The organism is Methyloversatilis universalis FAM5 (genome assembly GCF_000214035.2).
Classification (GTDB): Bacteria; Pseudomonadota; Gammaproteobacteria; order Burkholderiales; family Rhodocyclaceae; genus Methyloversatilis; species Methyloversatilis universalis.
The window spans coordinates 1-18,583 of the sequence record NZ_AFHG01000048.1 but is presented as its reverse complement, the minus strand read 5'-3'; the positions used below and the strand labels follow the sequence as shown (position 1 = coordinate 18,583).

The following is an 18,583-nucleotide window of genomic DNA, read 5'->3' as shown; positions in this document are numbered from 1 at the left end:
TCGATGAAACCTTGCCACCTGATGCCGAATGCATCTTCACGGATACCCCCGACTTCCGCACCTCACCGGCGCGCAACCCGCTTGCAGCGCCTGTTCGGCCTGTGCGCGCTGCTGTTCGCGCTGCCTGCCGCGCAGGCGGCCGGCGACCTCACGCGCCAGGAGCCGCTGGTCATCACGCTGCAGGTGGCCTGCGACGCCACGCCGCCACGCTTCTCGCCGGACACGCTGACGCTGGAAAGCGGCCGGCTGTACGCGCTGCGCCTGATGAACGGCGGCAGCAAGCCCTGCTACTTCGGTTCGCAGGCGCTGGCCGACGCGGTCTACAGCCGCAAGGTGGTGGCGCTGGATGCCACCGGACGGACGGTGGCCGAAGTGTATGGGCCGATACGCCGCATCGAGGTCGCGGCCGGCCATGCGGTCGAATGGTGGTTCCTGCCGGTGCGTATCGGCCGCTTCGACGACGTCATGTCCACCCGGGCGCTGGCAGAGGCCGGCATGAAGGCGGTGATCGAGGTGAAGTGAGCGCCGGCAGCGCGCACCGCGGCACGCCTTGCGCGGTCGCGGTGCGCGCGTACAATCCGCGCTGCGCGGGTGTAGTTCAATGGTAGAACGGCAGCTTCCCAAGCTGCATACGTGGGTTCGATTCCCATCACCCGCTCCATTCCGACCGGCGCTCCGGCGCACCTGCAGCGGCCGTTTCGAGCTTCCCTTCCTGTCGTCCTACAGCCTTCGCGGCATGCGCCCGGTATTCAGGTCGCCTGACCTGTTCCGCTTCACCTCGCAGCATCCCCTTCCCGCAGTCGGCCCGACGCCGCGCCGGCACTTCGCCCATCGATCCGGGAGACTTCCATGCATTGGCCACGATGGCGGCGCACGCCGCTCCGACATTTCCTTTCCATCGCCGCGCTGTGCGCCGCGGCAGCCGCGCAGGCCGACGAAATACGGCTGGCCAACGGCGACCGCATCACCGGTCGCATCGTGAGCAAGGCGGGCAACGATCTGGTGATCGACACCGACTATGCCGGCCGGCTGACGCTGCGCTGGGACCAGATCGCCTCACTGCGCACCGACGACACCGTCACCGTCATGACACGCGACGGCGAACTGAACAACGACGCCCGGCTCGACAGCCGCAACGACGAATCGCTGGACATCGACGGCGGTGAAAGCAGCCGCAACGTGCGGCCGGAAGACATCGCATTCATCAATCCGACGCCTGAACAGTCGGGCCGGGGCGCGACCTACCGCGGCCACGCCAACGTGTCGGCGTCGCTGGTACGCGGCAACAGTGAGAACGAGCGCATCTATGGCGACGCCGGCTTCAACGCCCGGGCACGCGATTACGCGTGGGGGCTGGGCATCAAGGTCGACCGGCGCGAGGAACGGGGCATACGCACTGCGCAACAGCTGCTGGTCGACGGCAACTACGACCGCTTCATCGACGAACGCCACTTCCTGTACGCGCGTTCGTCTTTCGAGCAGGACCGGTTCAAGGACATCCGGCTGCGCACCACGATGGGTGCCGGTTACGGCTGGCAGCTGTACGACGACGACCGCACCCGGCTGTCACTGCGTACCGGTCTGGACTACGTGACGCTGGACCGCCGGGTGGGCATGGACGAGGACTATCCTGCACTGGGCTGGGGTGTGCGCGCCAGCCGCAAGGTGTTCGCACGCGGCGCCGAACTGTTCCACGACCAGGACGGCTTCCTCAGCCTGTCCGACCCGGATTTCCTGACCATACGCACGCGCTCGGGCGTGCGCCTGCCGATTGCCGGCGGCATGACCGCATCGGCCCAGCTCAATGCGGACTGGGAACGCACGCCGGCCCCCGGCCGCAAGCCGACCGACACCACGGTCGTGCTGGGACTGGGCTACGTCTGGTGAGCAGCGCGGACGTGCGTCAGGGCTGACGGATGCCGCGGTAGCCGCCGCCGAAATACAGCAGCGGCTCGCCGGCGCCGCGCTCGAAACGCTCGACCCGGCCGACGAAGATGAGATGGTCGCCGCCCGGATACTGCAGGTCGTTGCGGCATTCGAAACGCGCCAGACAGCCGTCGATCAGCGGCGCCCCGCCCAGGCCATCCGCGCACTGCAGACCGGCGAAGCGCTGTTCACGGCTGCCGGCGAACTGCCGGGACAGCGCCTGCTGACCTTCACCGAGCACGTGGATCGCATAGTGCGAACACGCGCGGAACGGCGCCTCGCTCGGCGAGCCCAGCGACAGGCTCCACAGCACCAGCGGCGGTTCCAGCGACACCGAATTGAATGAATTGACGGTCAGGCCCACCGGTTCGCCATCCGGCGTACGTGCGGTCACCACGGTAATGCCGGTCGCGAACAGGCCCAGCGCGTCGCGAAAGGCGCGGCTGTCGTGCGCGGGGTTGCTCATCGTGCCGCTCCATGCGAACGAACGGAGGCGGGCACCGCGGACAGCGGGCGCAGGACACGGGCGGAGCGAAGCTTCATCGGACAGACAGTTTGAGCGTAAGCCCGGATTATCGCCGCTTTTGCGTCACGCCCTACAATCGCGCCCCATGAATACTCCCTCAGAGGTAGCCGCCAGCGACGATTTCGCCGCCACGCTGGTGCGCTGGCAGCGGCAGCACGGCCGGCACGACCTGCCCTGGCAGACTGGTCAAGCCTACGGCGTGTGGGTGTCGGAAATCATGCTGCAGCAGACCCAGGTGCAGACCGTGATCGGCTACTACGCCCGCTTCATGCAGCGCTTCCCGACACTGGCCGCACTCGCCGCGGCCGACGAGGCAGCGGTGATGGAAAGCTGGAGCGGCCTCGGCTATTACGCCCGCGCCCGCAACCTGCATCGCGCCGCGCGCGAGGTGATGAGCCGCTTTGGCGGCGATTTTCCGCGCACGGTGGACGACATCGAAAGCCTGCCGGGCATCGGCCGCTCCACCGCCTCCGCCATCGCCACCTTCTGTTTCGGCGCCCGTGCGCCCATCCTGGACGGCAACGTGAAGCGGGTGTTCGCCCGCGTGTTCGGCATCGACGGCTTTCCCGGCACCCGCGCGGTCGAGCAGCGCATGTGGGCGCTCGCGCACAAGCTGATGCCGGACCAGGACGGTGCCGCCTACACCCAGGCGCTGATGGACCTCGGCGCCACCGTATGCACCCGCAACCGGCCGCGATGCGACGCCTGTCCGGTCGCCGGGCGCTGCGTCGCCCGGGCACAGGGGCGGCAGCGCGAACTGCCGGCGCCGCGGCCGGCCCGGGTACGGCCACTGCGGCTGGTGCATGCGCTGCTGCTGCGCACGCCGGACGCGGTGCTGCTCGAGCGCCGGCCCGGACAGGGCATCTGGGGCGGCCTGCTCAGCCTGCCCGAACTGGCCGCGCAGAGCGAAGCCGAGGCGCTGGCCGAGGCACAGCGCTGGCTGGCGGTGCGCGGCCTCGCGGCGCACCAGGTGCAGGTGCTGCCCGCAGTCAGCCATGGCTTCACCCACTTCGAACTGCGGCTGGTGCCGCTGCTCGCCCATCTCGCGATGGCGACGCCATTCGCCGCCGACAGCACGCTGCACTGGCAGCCGCTCGGCACGCTGGCCACCGCCGCACTGCCGGCGCCGGTGCGCCGCCTGCTCGACACACTGGTCCCGACCGGCCATGACTGAAGCGCACGCCTGCCGCGAAGGCTGTGCCGCCTGCTGCATTGCGCCGTCGATCAGCAGCCCGATACCGGGCATGCCGCACGGCAAGCCGGCGGGCGTGCCCTGCGTACAGCTGGACGCGCAGCTGCGCTGCCGCATTTTCGGCCAGCCGGAACGCCCGGCCTGCTGCAGCGGTCTGCAACCGTCGACCGACATGTGCGGCGACCGCCGCGAGCACGCGCTGGTCTGGCTCGCGCGGCTGGAGCGCGACACCGCACCCTGAGCCGCCGCAGCCACTGCCGTCGCAACTACCCCCTTCGAGTGATTGCGGCCGGCCGCTGCGCCATCGACACTCGCGCTCACCTCAGGCATTCCGATGGCAGACCTCATGACCCACGCTGAAGACACCCGCGATCCGGCCCGCCCCGGACCCACGCTTTACCCCCGCACGCCGCTGCGCCCGACCCCCGACGTGATGGCGCGCTGGATCACCCACCCGGCGCCGGAAGGCTGGACCGAACCGGTGCTGATGGAGTGGGCGCTGACCGGCGAATACTGGCTGGACGAGCACGCCCACACCGAATACGCCTACGTCCTCGAAGGCTGCCTGCACGTCGAGGTCGACGGCGTCACCGTCGTGGCACAGGCCGGCGACACCGTATGCGTGCCGGCCGGCAGTGTCGGCCGCTACTACGCGCCGGAGCACGCGCGGATGCTGGGCGTGTACGGCCCGAATACGGACGGACGGCCGGTGCGACTGCTCGGCTTCGGCAAGCTGGAAGAAGAAGGCAGCCGCTGAGCGGCGGCGCGGTCAAAGCCGGGAATGCGGGCCAATGCCCGCGCTAATCAGTGACTTTGTGCACAGCGGCTGGTCTACTGTAGGGAGGTCAGCTTCCCGCACGCCTGCCATGCATCTGTTCCGCGCCCTCGCCATACAGTTCGTGTCCTGGATCGTCGCGCTGTTCGCGCTGCGCTACACGGTGTCGCCGCCGGCAGGCCTGGCCGCGGTGGTCATCATGCAGGCCGGCGTAGCCGCGGCGCTCGCGCTGGCCCTGCGCGCGCCGCGCTGGTGGGTGGTCATACACCTGCTGTTCTCACCGCTGGTGGTGGCCGCCCGTACGCTGGACATCGCCCCGACCTGGTATCTGTTTGCCTTTCTCGCGCTGTCGGCGGTGTTCTGGTCCACCTTCCGCAGCCGGGTGCCGCTGTTTCTGACCAATCAGGCCACCGCGCGCGCGCTGCTGCAGGCGCTGCCGAAGAACCGCGCACTCCATCTGGTCGATCTCGGCTGCGGCACCGGCGAGCTGCTTCGCCGGCTCGCCATGTCGCGACCTGACTGCCGCTTCACCGGCGTCGAGAACGCGCCGCTGCCCTGGCTGATCGCGCGTCTGCGCAACCGCAACCTGCCCAATGTGACGGTGCGCCGCGACGACCTGTGGTCGCTCGAACTGGGCGACTACGACGTGATCTACGCCTTCCTGTCGCCAGTGCCCATGCCCCAGCTCGGTCGCAAGGCATCGGTGGAAATGAAGCCGGACGCGATGCTGATCGCCAACAGTTTCGAAATCCCCGGCGTGAAGGCGGACCGCGTCATCGACAGCGACCCGGCAGCGCGTGCGCTATATGTGTACACATTTGCCGGACGGCGCGGCAAAAACGGCCGCCCGGTCCGGGAAATGGCCCCGGTTTCCGCAGCAGTTCCCGCCGATGCCCCGCATTTGATCGCGGAATAATGTCTGCTCGAACCCGGTAGGTGGAGAACACGAAATGGCTGAAATCATCTGCGTGATCGGCAACAAGGGCGGCACCGGCAAGACCACGCTGTCGCACATGCTGTGTCAGGGCCTGGGCCTGCTGAACCAGCGCTCGGTGTGCGTGCTGACCGACCTCGGGCGCGAGCCGCTGGACCCGGAAGGCCGTCGCTACCTGACCGCCGATGCCCGTTCGCGCGATGCACTGGCCAAGGTGGTGGACAAGATCCGCGGCCTGAACAAGTGGATGGGCGTGATCGACGGCGGCGCCAACCGCAGCGAGATGGACCGCCATCTGTACGGCCTCGCCCATCTGGTGCTGCTGCCCTTCCGCGATTCGCACGAAGACATCCGCACTGTGATGCAGGATCTGGAAACCTTCCCGCGCGCGCTGGCGATTCCGACCCAGTGGCCGACCAACCCGTGGGCACGCGAGGCGGCGGACAAGCTGGTTGAAAGCCAGCTTGGCCAGTATCGCAACCGCATTCTGGAGCCGGTGTTCGCGATTTCGTCGTCCAAACTGCTGCTGCAGAAGCGCATTCCGGACAGCCTGCCGTCGCCGCTGGCCAACGCCTGCCGCCGGGTGGCTTCACCGGTGCTGGACATCCTGCGCATCGACCACGAAGAGGTGGATATCGACGCCGAGGACACGATGGAACATGCGGTGCCGGCTCACGCCCACCCGCAGGCGGACAGCGAACAGGTGATCGGCACCACCCACTGAACGACGTCGGCGGCACGACCGGCACGCCGGTTCCCCGCGTTCAGCCGCCGTCCTTGCGGAATCCGCTCTGCGCGAGGGCGATCAGCGCCTGCGCGCGCGAGGTCACCTTCATCGCGCGGAAAATGCGGGTCAGATGCACCTTGACCGTCCCTTCGGCCAGTCCGAGCGATTCCGCGATTTCCCGGTTCGTGCGCCCTTCGGCCAGCATCTGCAGCACCCGGGTCTGGGCCTGGGTGAGCCCGAAGCCGTCGGCACCGGCGGGGCGGATGGGCGGCGTCGCGCGACCGGCCCGCGCGGCCGGCACACGACGGTCCGGCGGCGTGTACAGGCCGCCATCGAGCACGGTGCGCACCGCCAGCACCAGCTGGTCACCGGAATCGCCCTTGGACACGAAACCCGAAGCGCCCTGACGCATCGCACGCGCCACCGTGGCCTTGTCCGACAGCGCGGACACCACTATGACCGGCAGCGACGGGTCGCGCTCGCGCAGCGTGGCCAGCAGCGACAGCCCGTTCATGCCCGGCAGCATGATGTCGGTGAGCACCAGATCGATGTCGGCGCCGTCGTCGAGCAGCGCCAGCGCATGCGCCGCGTCAGGCGCCTCGATCACGCACCAGTCGGCCCCCAGCCGCGACAGCGTCTGCGCCATGCCTTCGCGCACCAGCGCGTGATCCTCGACGATGAGCACACAACCCAAGAAACAGTCTCCGCTCGGCCAGATGATGGATGCGTCCGCCCTGCTGCGGACGTGTGCGGCCGAGTGTACTGGCTGAATGCGCACTTTGCCGGTGCATTTCATCCAAGCGGACTAAGACGAAAGTAATAATCCGGATTCCGGCACAATCCGGGTTTCCGCCATCATTGCGGTCTTCCCCGGCACCCGCCGCGCCCGGCAGACCGATCCGCACCTCCATGAAAATACTGATCGTCGACGATCACCCGCTGATACGCGAAGCGCTGCGCCACGTGCTGCCCGGGCTGGCTGCCGACATCCAGCTGCTGGACGCGGCCGACTGCGAGACCGGCCTGAAGCTCGCGGACGTGCATCCGGATCTCGATCTGGCCCTGCTCGACCTCACGCTGCCCGGCTGCCGCGGCATGAGCGCGCTGCAAACTTTCCGCGGTGCGCATCCGGCGCTGCCCATCGTCGTGCTGTCCGGATTCGACGATTCCGAAACCGTGCTGGCCGCGCTCGACCAGGGCGCCATGGGCTTCATTCCGAAATCGAGCACAAACGAAGTGCTGCTCGGCGCGCTGCGGCTGGTGCTGTCCGGCGGTGTCTACGTGCCGCGCCAGGCCATCGTCGGCGAACTCGGTCTCGGCGCACCGGCGCCGCGCGCGGACGACACGCCACGCCGGCCGCAGACCGCCTCCGACATCGGCCTGACCGAGCGCCAGGCCGAAGTGCTGACGCTGATGGTGCAGGGCAAGCCGAACAAGGAAATCTGCCGGGAACTGAATCTGGCCGAGGGCACGGTGAAGGTGCACATCACCGCCATCCTGAAAGCGCTGGGCGCCTCGAACCGCACGCAGGCGGTGCTGGCGGCCAGCCGCATCGGGCTAAAGCTGGGCAGCCCGGGCGGTCATTCATGAGCGCCCTGCCGCCGCCGGTCGTGCTGTCCGAAGACACGACGATCGAATCGCTGACGCGGGAGCGCGGCGACGCCGCAGCGCGCCTGGCACCGGCCGAACAGGCGGAACTCGACCGCGAGGTGGTGGCCACCCAGATCCAGATGCTGTACGCGAATCTGGGCACTGCCTTCGGCGGCCAGATCCTGGGCACGCTGCTGGTGGCGTGGACCGTGTACGACGCGGCGCCGCTGTGGACGGTCGTGCTGTGGTTCGTCGCGTCGATCGCCAACCAGCTGTCGCGCCTGACGCTGCTGCGCAGCTACCGCCGCACCGCACCGGACGCCGCCAGCGCGCCGCGCTGGGGCACCTACTGGCTGATCGGCGCCGCCATTTCCGGTGTGCTGTGGAGCTCGACGCTGTGGCTGTTCTTCAGCCCGGAAGCGCCGGAGCAGCAGATCGTGCTGATGTCGCTGCTGGTGTCGGTGTGCGGCGTGGCCGCCGCGCTCACCTCGATGCACCTGCCCAGCTACTACACCTTCCTCGGCGCCACGCTGCTGCCGGTGATCGCGCGCTACATCTGGGAAGGCAGCCGGCACGACCTGCTGGTGGCCTTCATCGTGTCGGTGCTGATGATCGCGCTATGGCGGGTGGGCAAGAACTTCAATGCGCTGATCGAGCGTGCGCTGCGCAGCCGCTATGCCAACGAGGTGCTGAGCCGTCGGCTGGAATCGCAGAATGTGGAGCTGTCGGAAGCACGCGACCGCGCCGACCAGGCCAGCCGCGCCAAGAGCCAGTTCTTTGCCGCCGCCAGCCACGACCTGCGGCAGCCGCTGCACGCGATGGGGCTGTTCGCGGCCGCGCTGTCGGCCAAGGCGCACGAACCGGAGGTGGCCAATCTGGTCACCAGCATCAGCAGTTCGGTCGAGGCGCTGGAAGGGCTGTTCAACGAACTCCTCGACATTTCCAAGATCGACGCCGGCAAGGTGAAGCCGGAAGTGACCGACGTATCGGTCAGCGCACTGTTCGACCGGCTGCGCATGGATTTCGAGCCGGAAGCTTTCGAACGCGGCCTGAGCTTCCGCATCCGTTCGCGCGCGGCCTGGGTACGCAGCGACCCGGTGCTGCTGGAACGCATCCTGCGCAACCTGATTTCGAACGCGATGCGCTACACGCCGGCCGGCGGCGTACTGGTGAGCACCCGCATGCGCGGCGGGCGACTGCGCTTCGAGGTCTGGGACACCGGCATGGGCATCGCGCCGGAAGACCAGACCCGCATTTTCGAGGAGTTCGTGCAGCTGGCGAACGCCGAGCGCGACCGCCGCAAGGGTCTGGGGCTAGGCCTGTCCATCGTGCAACGCCTGTCCGGTCTGCTCGCGCATCCGGTCAATCTGGCGTCGCGCCCCGGGCGCGGCACCGTGTTCCGGATCGACGTGCCGATGGGCCGCGCACCGGTGGTGCGCGCCACCGCAACCCGCAGCGAGCGCGCACAGGCCGATCTGGGCGACCGCTGCATCCTGGTGATCGACGACGAAGCCAGCATCGTCGATGGCATGGCCGCACTGCTGGGCAGCTGGGGCGCGCATCCGCTGATTGCCGGCAGCATGGCGCAGGCGATGCAGGCGGTCGAGGAGCACGGCGCGCCGCCCGATCTCATCATCGCCGACTACCAGCTGCGCGACGGCGAGGTCGGCCCGGAAGTGGTGGCCGCGGTCAGGCGCCATTTCGGCCGCGACATTCCGGCCATCCTGGTCACCGGCAGCGCCACACCGGAGCGGCTGGAAGAAGCCAAGGACCTCGGCCACCACCTGCTGCTCAAGCCGGTCATGCCAGCCAAGCTGCGCACGCTGATCCAGTTCAAGCTGAAAGAACAGGCCACCTGAATGCGCCGCCTCAGCGGACGCGCCGTTCGGTTGTAAGCCGAACGGACGATTGCTGGTGAACGGTGCGACAAACAAGAATGAAGGCGTTGTGCACGTTGTGTCTCCCTTCACGCGGCCCCAGAGGCCGCGTTTTCTTTGTGCCCTTCCCCCCCGCTGTCCGTCACCCTTGCCGCCCGGCAGGCGTGAGGCTTTTCAGGCGAGAACGGCCACACCCGGCAGCCGGCGCGCTATGCTTGGTCTGTACAGTCCATAAAGGGTGATGTCATGGCCGGCGAATCATCGCAGTACGATCCGATGGAATTCCTGCGTTCGGTGTGGGGCCAGATGCCGTTTCCGGTGCCCGGCTTCGTGACGCCGACGCTGGACGTCGGCGAGCTGGACAAGCGCATCGCAGACCTCAAGGCGGTGGAGGGCTGGCTGCGCATGAACATGGGCATGCTCCAGACCAGCATCCAAGGGCTGGAAGTGCAGCGTGCGACGCTGGCCACCATGCAGGCCATGGCGGCCAGCGCAGCCGGTCAGCCGGCCCCCGCAGCAGCCGGCCACGACGCAGCCAATCCGATGAACGCGTTCGGCAATGCGGCGATGTGGCCGTGGACGCTGATGCAGAACGCCGCCGGCCACCCGCCGGGCGGTTCCGCGCCCGGCGGTGACGCGCCGCCCGCGGGCGGCAGCTGAGGCCGGACCATGGGGCGTTTCGCGGCAAGCACGGCCTTCCACGAGGACTGGCCGGTCGCGATGGACAAGGCGCTCGCTGCGCTCGACATGCCGGCGGACGCCAATCTGGGTTTCGTCTACCTGACCGACCACTACGGTGCCGACGTGCAGGATCTGGTGGAACGTCTGGGCAGCCTCACCGGCATCCGCAACTGGGTCGGCACCAGTTCGGTGGGCGTGATCGGCCGTGCGATCGCCAGCCAGGAACAGCCCGGCCTGTCGCTGATGGTGGGCCGGCTGCCCGAAGGCAGCTTCCGCGTGTTTTCCGGCCGCGATCGCCTGCCCGGCGCGGACACCGACGCCATCGACCCGCCCTACTTCGCAGTGGTACACGCCGATCCCGCCACGCCCGACATGCCTGACCTCGTGGCTGACATGGCGACCAAGGTGTCCAGCGGCTTCGTCACCGGCGGTCTCGCGATCGCGCGCGGTCAGGCGCCGATGATCGCCAACGGCGCACTGCACGGCGGCATCAGCGGCGTCGCCTTCACCGAACGGGTGGCCATTGCCACCCGGCTCACCCAGGGCTGCTGCGCGGTGGGCGAAGTGCGCACCATCACCGCCTGCGAAAACAACATCATTTCCGAAATCGACGGCCGGCCGGCGCTGGACGCCTTTCTCGATGCCGCCGGCACCTCGCTCGGCCAGGATCTCCGGCGCGCCGCGCGCTACATCCTGCCCGGCCTCGGCGTACCCGGGCGCGACGATGCCGAATTCAGGGTGCGCAACCTCATCGGACTGGATCCGGACAACGGCCTGATTGCGATCAACGACGCGGTGGAACCGGGCCAGCGGCTGCGCTTCTTCCGGCGCGACGCCGATTGCGCCCGCGCCGACATGCGCCGCATGCTGGCCGAACTGCGCGATTCGCTGGAACAGGCACCGAGCGGCGCGCTCTACGTGGCCTGCGCGGCGCGCGGCGCCCACATGTTCGGCGACGACAATGTGGAGGCAGCCATGCTGGAAGAAGCCTTCCCCGGCCTGCCGGTGGCCGGTTTCTTCGCCGGCGGCGAAATTTCGCACGACCAGCTCTACGGCTACACCGGCGTGCTCACGCTTTTCCTCTGATCCCGGCCAACCGAAGTCCGATGCCCGCACGCCGTCCGTCGCCGCATACGCTGCCCGAAGTGGCGGGCGGCGGGCTGCTCGACCGCCGGCTCTTCCTGCGCCGCGGTCTGGTGCTCGCCACCGCCACTGCGGCTGCGCACACAGCCTCCGCAACGCCGGATGACGACCTGCCCTGGCTGCACGAACCGGGTGCGCCGTTCACGCCCTACGGCCAGCCATCGCCGCACGAGCGCCTGACCGCGCGTCGCATCGGCGCCAACCGGGCGGTGCCCGGCAACGGCGTGTCCTTCACGCCGCTGGAAGAGCTGGAAGGCATCATCACGCCCAACGGCCTGCACTTCGAACGCCACCACAACGGCGTCCCGCAGATCGATCCGGCGCGGCATACGCTGACGCTGCACGGCCGGGTGAAACAGCCCCTGGTGTTCGACGTCAAATCGCTGCTGCGCTACCCGATGCGCTCGCAGCTGCTGTTCATCGAATGCGGCGGCAACAGCAATGCCGGCTGGCACCAGTCGCCGATACAGCGGCCGGCCGGTTCGGTGCACGGCCTGATTTCCTGCGCCGAGTGGACCGGCGTTCCGCTTTCGGTGCTGCTGGACGAAGCCGGCGTCGAACCGGACGCACGCTGGGTGATCGCCGAAGGGGCGGACGCCGGCGCGATGAACATGAGCATTCCCCTCGCCAAGATGCGCGAGGACTGCCTGATCGGGCTGTACCAGAACGGCGAGCGGCTGCGCCCGGAACAGGGCTATCCGATGCGCCTCATCGTGCCCGGCTGGGAAGGCGTGCTGCACGTGAAGTGGCTGCAGCGGCTCGAACTGTCGGCGCAGCCGGTCATGTCACGCAACGAGACCGCGAAGTACACCGAGCTGCTGCCCTCCGGCAAGGCACGCCAGTTCACCTTCACGATGGACTGCAAGTCGCTGATCACCTCGCCCTCGCACGGCCAGTCGCTGAAGCAGCCGGACATCTATCAGGTGAGCGGACTGGCCTGGAGCGGCCACGGCCGCATCCGCAGGGTCGAGGTATCGGCGGACGGCGGCCGCAGCTGGGCCGACGCCGCGCTCGACGGACCGGTACTGCCACGCTGCCTCACCCGCTTCCGCATTCCCTGGCGCTGGAACGGTCAGCCTGCGGTGCTCAAGAGCCGCGCCATCGACGAACGGGGCAACCGGCAGCCGGAGCGTGCCGCGCTGGTGGCCGAACGCGGTCGCGCCGGCTATTTCCACTACAACGGGATTGTCGCCTGGGCAATCGATGACGATGGCAGGGTCAGCCATACCTACTGAAGTACGGATCGGAGCGTGCGCGCTGCTGGCTGCACTGGTGGCCGGCATGAGCGGCTGCGCCGCGCCGTCGCTCACGCCGCAGGAAAACGCGCCGCACCTCGGCCGCCCGGCCGATCCGCAGGTGCTGGCCCGCCAGCGCCTGAACGTGTTTCCGGACGGCAGCGGCCTCCCGACCGGACGCGGCACGGTGGCCGAGGGCGGCGCGCTGTATGCCCGCCATTGCGCCGCCTGCCACGGACGCGATGCGCGCGGCGGCAGCGCGGAAGAGCTGGCCGGCGCGGTACGTCCGCTGAACGACCCGGACGCCGACAGGACCATAGGCAGTTACTGGCCGCACGCGACCACGCTGTTCGATTTCATCCGCCGCGCGAAGCCCATGGGCGCGCCGGGCACGTTGAGCGCGGACGAGGTCTACGCGCTGTGCGCCTGGCTGCTGCACGCCAACGGCGTGGTACCGGCCGACGCCGTCATGGATGCGCAGTCGCTGCCGGCGGTACGCATGCCCAACCGCGACGGCTTCATCCGCATCGAGGCGGACTGAGCGTCAGCGCGGACGCGCGCGCAGCGCCATGCCGCCGAGCAGCACAGCCGCCAGCGCGAGCGCCGGCCCCGGCGCGGGATCGCCCAGCAGTTCGGCAAAGGGATAGGCGTCGCGCCAGGCACTGCCGCACTCGGTACGTGCGGCGTCGGCCGCATCGGCAGGCGCGCGTACGGCAGCGCAGTCTGCAGCGCTTGCGGCCACCGCGAGATGGGTGAATGACAGCAGCAGAAGAGGAACGATGTTGCGCCGCATGATGCACCTCCGGGGCGATAACACATAGTCATGATGCATCATGCAACATCCAGGCCCGCGCTCAAATTCTTATTAGTTGTTTGTATTTCAAGGAATATCAGGAAATCTCGCGCTGACGAGTGCGCACTGCAAGCGTGCCGAATACCCGCAGAACACTCTTGCAGTGCAGCATGTACTCGTTTCAGTGGCCGAAGCCGCTGATGAGCTCGACCAGCGCATCGCCGTAGCGTTCGACCTTGCGCGCGCCGAAGCCGGGAATGTCGGCCAGGCCCTCCAGATCATCCGGGCGCTGGCGCGCCAGTTCGACCAGCGTGCTGTCGTGCAGGATGACGTAGGCCGGCACCGACTGGGTACGGGCCTCGTCCAGCCGCCAGGCCTTCAGCGCAGCCAGCAGGCCGGCATCCACGCCGTCCATCGAAACCGGCGATGCGCTGCGCGCACGTCGCGCGGCCTCCCGGACGCGTTCCGGAATCCGCCGCATCATGACCGTCCGCTCGCCGCGCAGCACCGGCCGCGCGGCTTCGGTCAGCACCAGCGCGCCATAGGATTCGTGATCGACCCGGGCCAGGCCCAGCGCTACCAGCTGACGGAACACGCTGCGCCAGTGATGTTCGTCCTCCGCCTTGCCGATGCCATAGACACTGAGCTGGTCGTGCGCCCACTGGCGGATGCGCTCGCCATCCTTGCCGCGCAGCACGTCGATCAGATGGCCGGCACCGAAACGCTGGCCGGTGCGGTAGATGGCCGACAGCGCCTTCTGGCTGGCCACCGAGGCGTCCCAGGTTTCCGGCGGATTCAGGCAGTTGTCGCAGTTGCCGCAGGGCACGCCTTCTTCCCCGAAGTAGGCCAGCAGATGGACGCGACGGCACTGCGCGGTTTCGCACAGGCCGAGCAGCGCGTCCAGCTTGCTGCCTGAAATGCGACGGAAGGCTTCGCTGCCCTCCGACTGGTCGATGAAGCGGCGCTGCTGCACCACGTCGGCCAGTCCGTAGGCCATCCACGCGTCCGCCGCCCCGCCATCGCGGCCGGCCCGTCCGGTTTCCTGGTAATACCCTTCGATCGAACGCGGCAGATCGAGGTGGGCGACGAAACGCACGTCGGGCTTGTCGATGCCCATGCCGAAGGCGATGGTGGCGACCACGATCAGCCCCTCTTCGCGCTGGAAGCGGGCCTGGTGCGCGGCGCGCGTCGCCGCGTCCATCCCGGCGTGGTAGGGCAGCGCCTTCAGACCCTGCGCCACCAGCCATTCCGCGGTTTCATCGACCTTCTTGCGCGACAGGCAGTAGACGATGCCGGCGTCCTCCGGATGTTCGGTGCGGATGAAGCGCAGCAGCTGCTTGCGGGCGTCGTCCTTGTCGACGATGGTGTAGCGGATGTTGGGGCGGTCGAAACTCGACACGAACACGCGCGCGTCGTGCAGCGCGAGCCGGTCGATGATTTCGTCGCGGGTGGCCGGATCGGCGGTCGCGGTGAGCGCAATGCGCGGAACGTCAGGAAAGCGCTCGTGCAGCACCGACAGCTGCAGGTATTCCGGCCGGAAGTCGTGTCCCCACTGCGCCACGCAGTGCGCTTCGTCGATCGCGAACAGCGCCGGCCGAATGTGGCTCAGAAGATCGAGGCAGCGCGGCGTGTTCAGCCGCTCAGGCGCGACGTAGAGCAGGTCCAGCGTGCCGTCCAACAGGCTGCGCTCGACTTCGCGTACCTGGTCCAGATCGAGCGTTGAATTGAGGAAGGCAGCGCGCACGCCCAGCTGGGTCATCGCGGCCACCTGGTCCTGCATCAGCGCGATCAGCGGCGACACCACTACCGCGGTGCCGCTGCGCAGCAGCGCCGGCACCTGGTAGCACAGCGACTTGCCGCCGCCGGTCGGCATCAGCACCAGGGCGTCGCCGCCACTCGCCACATGCTGGACGATGTCCGCCTGCGCGCCGCGGAAACCGGCGTGGCCGAACACCTCCTTCAGTACCTTTAGAGCGGCTTCGCTCATGCTTCAGTGCGCAGATTCAGTGCAGACGGTGACCGGCAGTGCTCAGCGCTGACCACCTCGGTTGCGCGACGAGAACAGCGCCGGCTGCTGCGGACGGCGGGCGCCGTCAGTACGCGCCATCACATTGCCATTGACCTCGCGCGGGCGCGCAACCGGCTGAATGCGGTTGCCGCGGTTGTCGTCCTCTTCGTCCTCGCGCGGCGGCGGCAGAGCCCGGTTGCCATTGACTTCTCGATTGCCGGTGCGGCCGCCGTCCCGGCGCCCGCCCTGCGGCGACGCGTTGCGGCCCTGCGGACGCCCGCCACCGTTCTTGCTGCCCGGCTGCGCGGGCGCACCGGCCCGCGGTGCCTGCCGCGGCTGTGCGCTGCGCGCCGGCCGCTCTTCGCTGGTGCGCGGCTGTCGCGGCTGCGCCGGCTTCGACTGCGCGGATCGGCCACCGGCTTCGCCACGGCCGCCACGACCGGGCGGGCGCGGACCGCGATCGGCTTCTTCGGTGGCACCGGCGACCGGCACGAACCCTTCCGCAGTCGCGCGCGGAATGGACTGCCGGGTCACCTTCTCGATGGCGGTCAGCAGCTTGGCCTCCTCGCGGTCGACCAGAGAGATCGCCGCGCCGCTGGCACCGGCGCGGCCGGTACGGCCGATGCGGTGCACATAGTCTTCCGGCACGTTGGGCAGTTCAAAGTTGACCACATGGGGCAGCTGGTCGATGTCCAGACCGCGCGCGGCGATATCGGTCGCGACCAGCACGCGCAGCGTGTTGCTCTTGAAATCGGCCAGCGCGCGGGTGCGCGCGTTCTGGCTCTTGTTGCCGTGGATGGCTGCCGCGGTGATGCCCTGCTTGTCCAGCTGTTCGGCCAGCCTGTTGGCGCCGTGCTTGGTGCGGGTGAAGACGAGCACCTGGGACCATGCGCCCTGATTGATCAGGTGGGCCAGCAGGTGGCGCTTCTGCTTCTGCTCCACCATGTAGACCTCCTGCGCGACGCGCTCGGCCGTGGTGTTGCGCGGCGCCACCTCGACCTCGGCCGGGTCGTTGAGCAGGCCGTGGGCCAGTTCGCGGATTTCCGGCGAGAAGGTGGCCGAATACAGCAGGGTCTGGCGCACCTTGGGCAGCACGGCGATCACCTTGCGGATGTCGCGGATGAAACCCATGTCCAGCATGCGATCCGCTTCGTCCAGCACGAATATCTCGACGCCGGACAGATCCAGCGACTTTTCGCCGACGTGATCAAGAAGGCGACCGGGGGTGGCCACCAGAATGTCCACGCGCTGCTTCAGCGCCTGCAGCTGCGGATTCATGCCCACACCGCCGAACATGACCATGGAACGCATCTTTGCGTGGCGGCCGTAGGTGCGCACCGACTCCTCAACCTGGGCGGCCAGTTCGCGGGTCGGCGTCAGCACGAGCACGCGGGGGCGCCCGGCCGGAATGCTGGCCGGACGGTTCAGCAGGGTGTGCAGGATGGGCAGCGTGAAACCGGCGGTCTTGCCGGTGCCGGTCTGGGCGGCGGCGAGCAGGTCGCGACCGGCGATCACCAGCGGAATGGCTTTCTGCTGGATCGGCGTGGGGTGCGTATAGCCTTCTTCGGAAATGGCGCGCAGCAGGGGCTCGGCCAGGCCCAGCCCGGCGAAATCGACTTCAGTGTTCAAACAGTTCTCCAGCGACGGCCCGTCGCTCAACTGAGTGACACCAATACAGGCAGACAGGGGTGGATTCCGGAAGGGAGGCGGGTGCCTCCTCTTGTCAGGCAGACAAGGGAAAGCGCCTATTGGCACGGCGCGCCCGCAGTGTAGCGCATTTGTGGCCGCGAACCGCGATCAGCCGCGAGGCGCGCTTGTGAGTAGATGTTCGATCGCGCGGGAAGCGAGCGCAAAGCCGAAACCGGCCGTGACGCATACGCTGGATCCGTAACCGGCACAGTTCAGCCCCTGAAGCGCGGTGCGCTCGGCATCACAGCTTGCGGCCTCCGGGCGGCGCATCGGCTCGGCGGAGTACACCGCCTGTATGCCGAAGTGCTCCTTGCGCTCGCAGCGCACGCGGCCGTTCTTGCGGATCAGGCTGCGTACCCGGGCAAGCAGCGCGTCGCCCTGGGTTGCGCCCAGATCGGCATGGCGGATACGGGTCGGATCGGTGCGTCCGCCGGCCGCGCCCGCCATGAACAGCGCGATGCCCGCCGGATGACAGTATTCGGCCATCGCCACCTTGGCGGACGTCTGATCGGTGCAGTCGATCACCGCGTCCGGCGCTCTTGCCAGCAGGAACGCGACATTGTCCGGTGTCAGGAAATCCTCGATGCGCGTGATCTGGCAGCGCGGATTGATCTGTGCGATGCGCTCGCCCAGCGCATCCACCTTGGCCATGCCCAGCGTGGGCTCAAGGGCCTGCAGCTGCCGGTTGATATTGGACTCCGCCACATTGTCCATATCGACCAGCACGATCTGTCCAACGCCGTGCCGGGCAATGGCCTCAACCGCCCACGAGCCGACGCCGCCGACGCCGACCACCATGACGCAGGCCCCGGCGAGCCGCGTGTGCGCGCCCTGGCCATACAGCCGGTCAACCCCGGAAAACGCACGAGGCACGGGTTTCGAAGTGTCGGAGATATCGTCCATGAATGAAGCGCTGACCGTGTCCTGATGGCGGGACACAACCTGCCCGCACCCGCGAAATGTACCGCGTGGAGGGGCGCCTGGAGGGCGCCTGAGGCAAAGGATCAGGCCAATAAGGCCAAATCATCGCAAAGTGCGGGAGTGTCCCCGCGCGCCGCTTTTGTGGCGTACAAACACGAACGCCCGGTCACTGATGTGTGATCGGGCGTTGTGTTGAAGGGTAGCCTGGCGCTGACCTACTTTCGCGAGCGGATTGCTCACTATCATTGGCGCGGCTGCGTTTCACGGTCCTGTTCGGGATGGGAAGGGGTGGTTCCACAGCGCTATGGGCACCAGGCTGAAGCTTGTCATGCAGGCTCGAGGTGCATCGTGCCTGCATGTGGAAGAAGTAAAGGATATGGGGTGATTGTGTGCGCGAGGCACTTTTGATCACCGGTGCAGATTCAACGTTTTGTTGAGCACACGGTTATAGGGTCAAGCCGCACGGGCAATTAGTACTGGTTAGCTTAATGCATTACTGCACTTCCACACCCAGCCTATCAACGTGGTGGTCTTCCACGACCCTTCAGGGGGATCGAGTCCCCGGG

The 18,583-nt window shown here is 68.1% G+C and carries 19 protein-coding genes, 1 tRNA gene and 2 rRNA genes; 14 read left to right on the top strand and 8 right to left on the bottom strand.

Annotation, left to right across the window (positions count from 1 at the left end):
• The first annotated feature begins 81 nt into the window (after positions 1-81).
• The 3 genes from METUNV1_RS09340 to METUNV1_RS09330 all read left to right on the top strand — a co-directional run bounded on the left by METUNV1_RS09340 (position 82) and on the right by METUNV1_RS09330 (position 1,887).
• Positions 82-522, top strand: a complete 441-nt coding sequence (locus tag METUNV1_RS09340; protein WP_008061109.1) for a cupredoxin domain-containing protein — start codon at positions 82-84, stop codon at positions 520-522.
• A 65-nt stretch (positions 523-587) separates the two neighbouring features.
• Positions 588-661, top strand: a tRNA-Gly gene (locus METUNV1_RS09335).
• A 188-nt stretch (positions 662-849) separates the two neighbouring features.
• Positions 850-1,887 (top strand): DUF481 domain-containing protein, encoded by a 1,038-nt coding sequence (locus METUNV1_RS09330; protein ID WP_008061107.1) that lies wholly within the window; start codon positions 850-852, stop codon positions 1,885-1,887.
• Between the two features lie 16 nt (positions 1,888-1,903).
• Here METUNV1_RS09330 and METUNV1_RS09325 read toward each other — a convergent pair whose 3' ends face one another.
• A complete protein-coding gene (locus METUNV1_RS09325) occupies positions 1,904-2,392 on the bottom strand; it encodes a flavin reductase family protein (protein WP_008061105.1) in 489 nt (162 codons plus the stop codon).
• A 145-nt stretch (positions 2,393-2,537) separates the two neighbouring features.
• Here METUNV1_RS09325 and mutY point away from each other — a divergent pair, with 145 nt between their 5' ends.
• From mutY to METUNV1_RS09300, 5 genes are all read left to right on the top strand, one after another.
• Complete coding sequence (gene mutY / locus METUNV1_RS09320) at positions 2,538-3,626, top strand: A/G-specific adenine glycosylase (protein WP_008061102.1); 1,089 nt, start codon at positions 2,538-2,540, stop codon at positions 3,624-3,626.
• Positions 3,619-3,885, top strand: a complete 267-nt coding sequence (locus METUNV1_RS09315) for a YkgJ family cysteine cluster protein (protein WP_008061099.1) — start codon at positions 3,619-3,621, stop codon at positions 3,883-3,885. The genes mutY and METUNV1_RS09315 overlap by 8 nt, the downstream gene beginning before the upstream one ends.
• A gap of 105 nt (positions 3,886-3,990) precedes the next feature.
• Complete coding sequence (locus tag METUNV1_RS09310; RefSeq protein ID WP_008061098.1) at positions 3,991-4,401, top strand: cupin domain-containing protein; 411 nt, start codon at positions 3,991-3,993, stop codon at positions 4,399-4,401.
• A 109-nt stretch (positions 4,402-4,510) separates the two neighbouring features.
• Entirely contained in the window at positions 4,511-5,335 is an 825-nt protein-coding gene (locus tag METUNV1_RS09305) for a class I SAM-dependent methyltransferase (protein ID WP_008061096.1), read from the top strand.
• A 34-nt stretch (positions 5,336-5,369) separates the two neighbouring features.
• Positions 5,370-6,077: a P-loop NTPase family protein gene (locus METUNV1_RS09300; RefSeq protein WP_008061093.1), complete on the top strand. Its 708-nt coding sequence runs from the start codon at positions 5,370-5,372 to the stop codon at positions 6,075-6,077.
• Between the two features lie 40 nt (positions 6,078-6,117).
• Here the strand turns inward: METUNV1_RS09300 and METUNV1_RS09295 are convergent, their stop codons facing one another.
• On the bottom strand, positions 6,118-6,765 hold the full coding sequence (locus METUNV1_RS09295) for a response regulator transcription factor (RefSeq protein WP_008061091.1): 648 nt from the start codon (positions 6,763-6,765) through the stop codon (positions 6,118-6,120).
• 224 nt (positions 6,766-6,989) lie between these two features.
• Here METUNV1_RS09295 and METUNV1_RS09290 point away from each other — a divergent pair, with 224 nt between their 5' ends.
• The 6 genes from METUNV1_RS09290 (at position 6,990) to METUNV1_RS09265 (ending at position 13,147) form a co-directional block, all read left to right on the top strand.
• Positions 6,990-7,670, top strand: a complete 681-nt coding sequence (locus METUNV1_RS09290; RefSeq protein ID WP_008061089.1) for a response regulator — start codon at positions 6,990-6,992, stop codon at positions 7,668-7,670.
• Positions 7,667-9,529, top strand: a complete 1,863-nt coding sequence (locus METUNV1_RS09285) for an ATP-binding response regulator (RefSeq protein WP_008061087.1) — start codon at positions 7,667-7,669, stop codon at positions 9,527-9,529. Before METUNV1_RS09290 ends, METUNV1_RS09285 begins: the two co-directional genes overlap by 4 nt.
• A gap of 264 nt (positions 9,530-9,793) precedes the next feature.
• A complete protein-coding gene (locus METUNV1_RS09280; protein WP_008061086.1) occupies positions 9,794-10,207 on the top strand; it encodes a PhaM family polyhydroxyalkanoate granule multifunctional regulatory protein in 414 nt (137 codons plus the stop codon).
• A gap of 9 nt (positions 10,208-10,216) precedes the next feature.
• A complete protein-coding gene (locus METUNV1_RS09275; protein ID WP_008061085.1) occupies positions 10,217-11,314 on the top strand; it encodes an FIST signal transduction protein in 1,098 nt (365 codons plus the stop codon).
• Between the two features lie 20 nt (positions 11,315-11,334).
• Positions 11,335-12,606, top strand: coding sequence for a sulfite dehydrogenase (gene soxC / locus METUNV1_RS09270; protein WP_008061084.1), 1,272 nt, complete (start codon positions 11,335-11,337; stop codon positions 12,604-12,606).
• A gap of 46 nt (positions 12,607-12,652) precedes the next feature.
• The gene (locus tag METUNV1_RS09265; protein ID WP_139026338.1) at positions 12,653-13,147 is read left to right on the top strand and encodes a c-type cytochrome; all 495 of its coding nucleotides are present in this window, start codon (positions 12,653-12,655) and stop codon (positions 13,145-13,147) included.
• Positions 13,148-13,150: 3 nt separating this feature from the next.
• On the opposite strand, the gene METUNV1_RS09260 is transcribed toward METUNV1_RS09265, so the two are convergent.
• The 6 genes from METUNV1_RS09260 to METUNV1_RS09235 all read right to left on the bottom strand — a co-directional run.
• Complete coding sequence (locus METUNV1_RS09260; RefSeq protein ID WP_008061082.1) at positions 13,151-13,399, bottom strand: hypothetical protein; 249 nt, start codon at positions 13,397-13,399, stop codon at positions 13,151-13,153.
• Positions 13,400-13,580: 181 nt separating this feature from the next.
• Positions 13,581-15,386: a DNA helicase RecQ gene (gene recQ, locus METUNV1_RS09255; RefSeq protein WP_008061081.1), complete on the bottom strand. Its 1,806-nt coding sequence runs from the start codon at positions 15,384-15,386 to the stop codon at positions 13,581-13,583.
• Between the two features lie 42 nt (positions 15,387-15,428).
• Complete coding sequence (locus METUNV1_RS09250; RefSeq protein WP_008061079.1) at positions 15,429-17,036, bottom strand: DEAD/DEAH box helicase; 1,608 nt, start codon at positions 17,034-17,036, stop codon at positions 15,429-15,431.
• Positions 17,037-17,204: 168 nt separating this feature from the next.
• Positions 17,205-17,999, bottom strand: a complete 795-nt coding sequence (locus METUNV1_RS09245; protein WP_051165338.1) for a tRNA threonylcarbamoyladenosine dehydratase — start codon at positions 17,997-17,999, stop codon at positions 17,205-17,207.
• 220 nt (positions 18,000-18,219) lie between these two features.
• Positions 18,220-18,333 (bottom strand): 5S ribosomal RNA (rrf, locus tag METUNV1_RS09240).
• A 133-nt stretch (positions 18,334-18,466) separates the two neighbouring features.
• Positions 18,467-18,583 (bottom strand): 23S ribosomal RNA (locus METUNV1_RS09235); the annotation flags it as partial.

Coding starts and splice junctions, on each gene's coding strand:
- METUNV1_RS09285 (WP_008061087.1), top strand. CDS start 7,667: ATGAGCGCCCTGCCGCCGCCGGTCGTGCTGTCCGAAGACACGACGATC.
- METUNV1_RS09300 (WP_008061093.1), top strand. CDS start 5,370: ATGGCTGAAATCATCTGCGTGATCGGCAACAAGGGCGGCACCGGCAAG.
- METUNV1_RS09315 (WP_008061099.1), top strand. CDS start 3,619: ATGACTGAAGCGCACGCCTGCCGCGAAGGCTGTGCCGCCTGCTGCATT.
- soxC (WP_008061084.1), top strand. CDS start 11,335: ATGCCCGCACGCCGTCCGTCGCCGCATACGCTGCCCGAAGTGGCGGGC.
- METUNV1_RS09290 (WP_008061089.1), top strand. CDS start 6,990: ATGAAAATACTGATCGTCGACGATCACCCGCTGATACGCGAAGCGCTG.
- METUNV1_RS09265 (WP_139026338.1), top strand. CDS start 12,653: ATGAGCGGCTGCGCCGCGCCGTCGCTCACGCCGCAGGAAAACGCGCCG.
- recQ (WP_008061081.1), bottom strand. CDS start 15,386: ATGAGCGAAGCCGCTCTAAAGGTACTGAAGGAGGTGTTCGGCCACGCC.
- METUNV1_RS09245 (WP_051165338.1), bottom strand. CDS start 17,999: ATGGACGATATCTCCGACACTTCGAAACCCGTGCCTCGTGCGTTTTCC.
- METUNV1_RS09260 (WP_008061082.1), bottom strand. CDS start 13,399: ATGCGGCGCAACATCGTTCCTCTTCTGCTGCTGTCATTCACCCATCTC.
- METUNV1_RS09305 (WP_008061096.1), top strand. CDS start 4,511: ATGCATCTGTTCCGCGCCCTCGCCATACAGTTCGTGTCCTGGATCGTC.
- METUNV1_RS09275 (WP_008061085.1), top strand. CDS start 10,217: ATGGGGCGTTTCGCGGCAAGCACGGCCTTCCACGAGGACTGGCCGGTC.
- mutY (WP_008061102.1), top strand. CDS start 2,538: ATGAATACTCCCTCAGAGGTAGCCGCCAGCGACGATTTCGCCGCCACG.
- METUNV1_RS09310 (WP_008061098.1), top strand. CDS start 3,991: ATGACCCACGCTGAAGACACCCGCGATCCGGCCCGCCCCGGACCCACG.
- METUNV1_RS09325 (WP_008061105.1), bottom strand. CDS start 2,392: ATGAGCAACCCCGCGCACGACAGCCGCGCCTTTCGCGACGCGCTGGGC.
- METUNV1_RS09330 (WP_008061107.1), top strand. CDS start 850: ATGCATTGGCCACGATGGCGGCGCACGCCGCTCCGACATTTCCTTTCC.
- METUNV1_RS09280 (WP_008061086.1), top strand. CDS start 9,794: ATGGCCGGCGAATCATCGCAGTACGATCCGATGGAATTCCTGCGTTCG.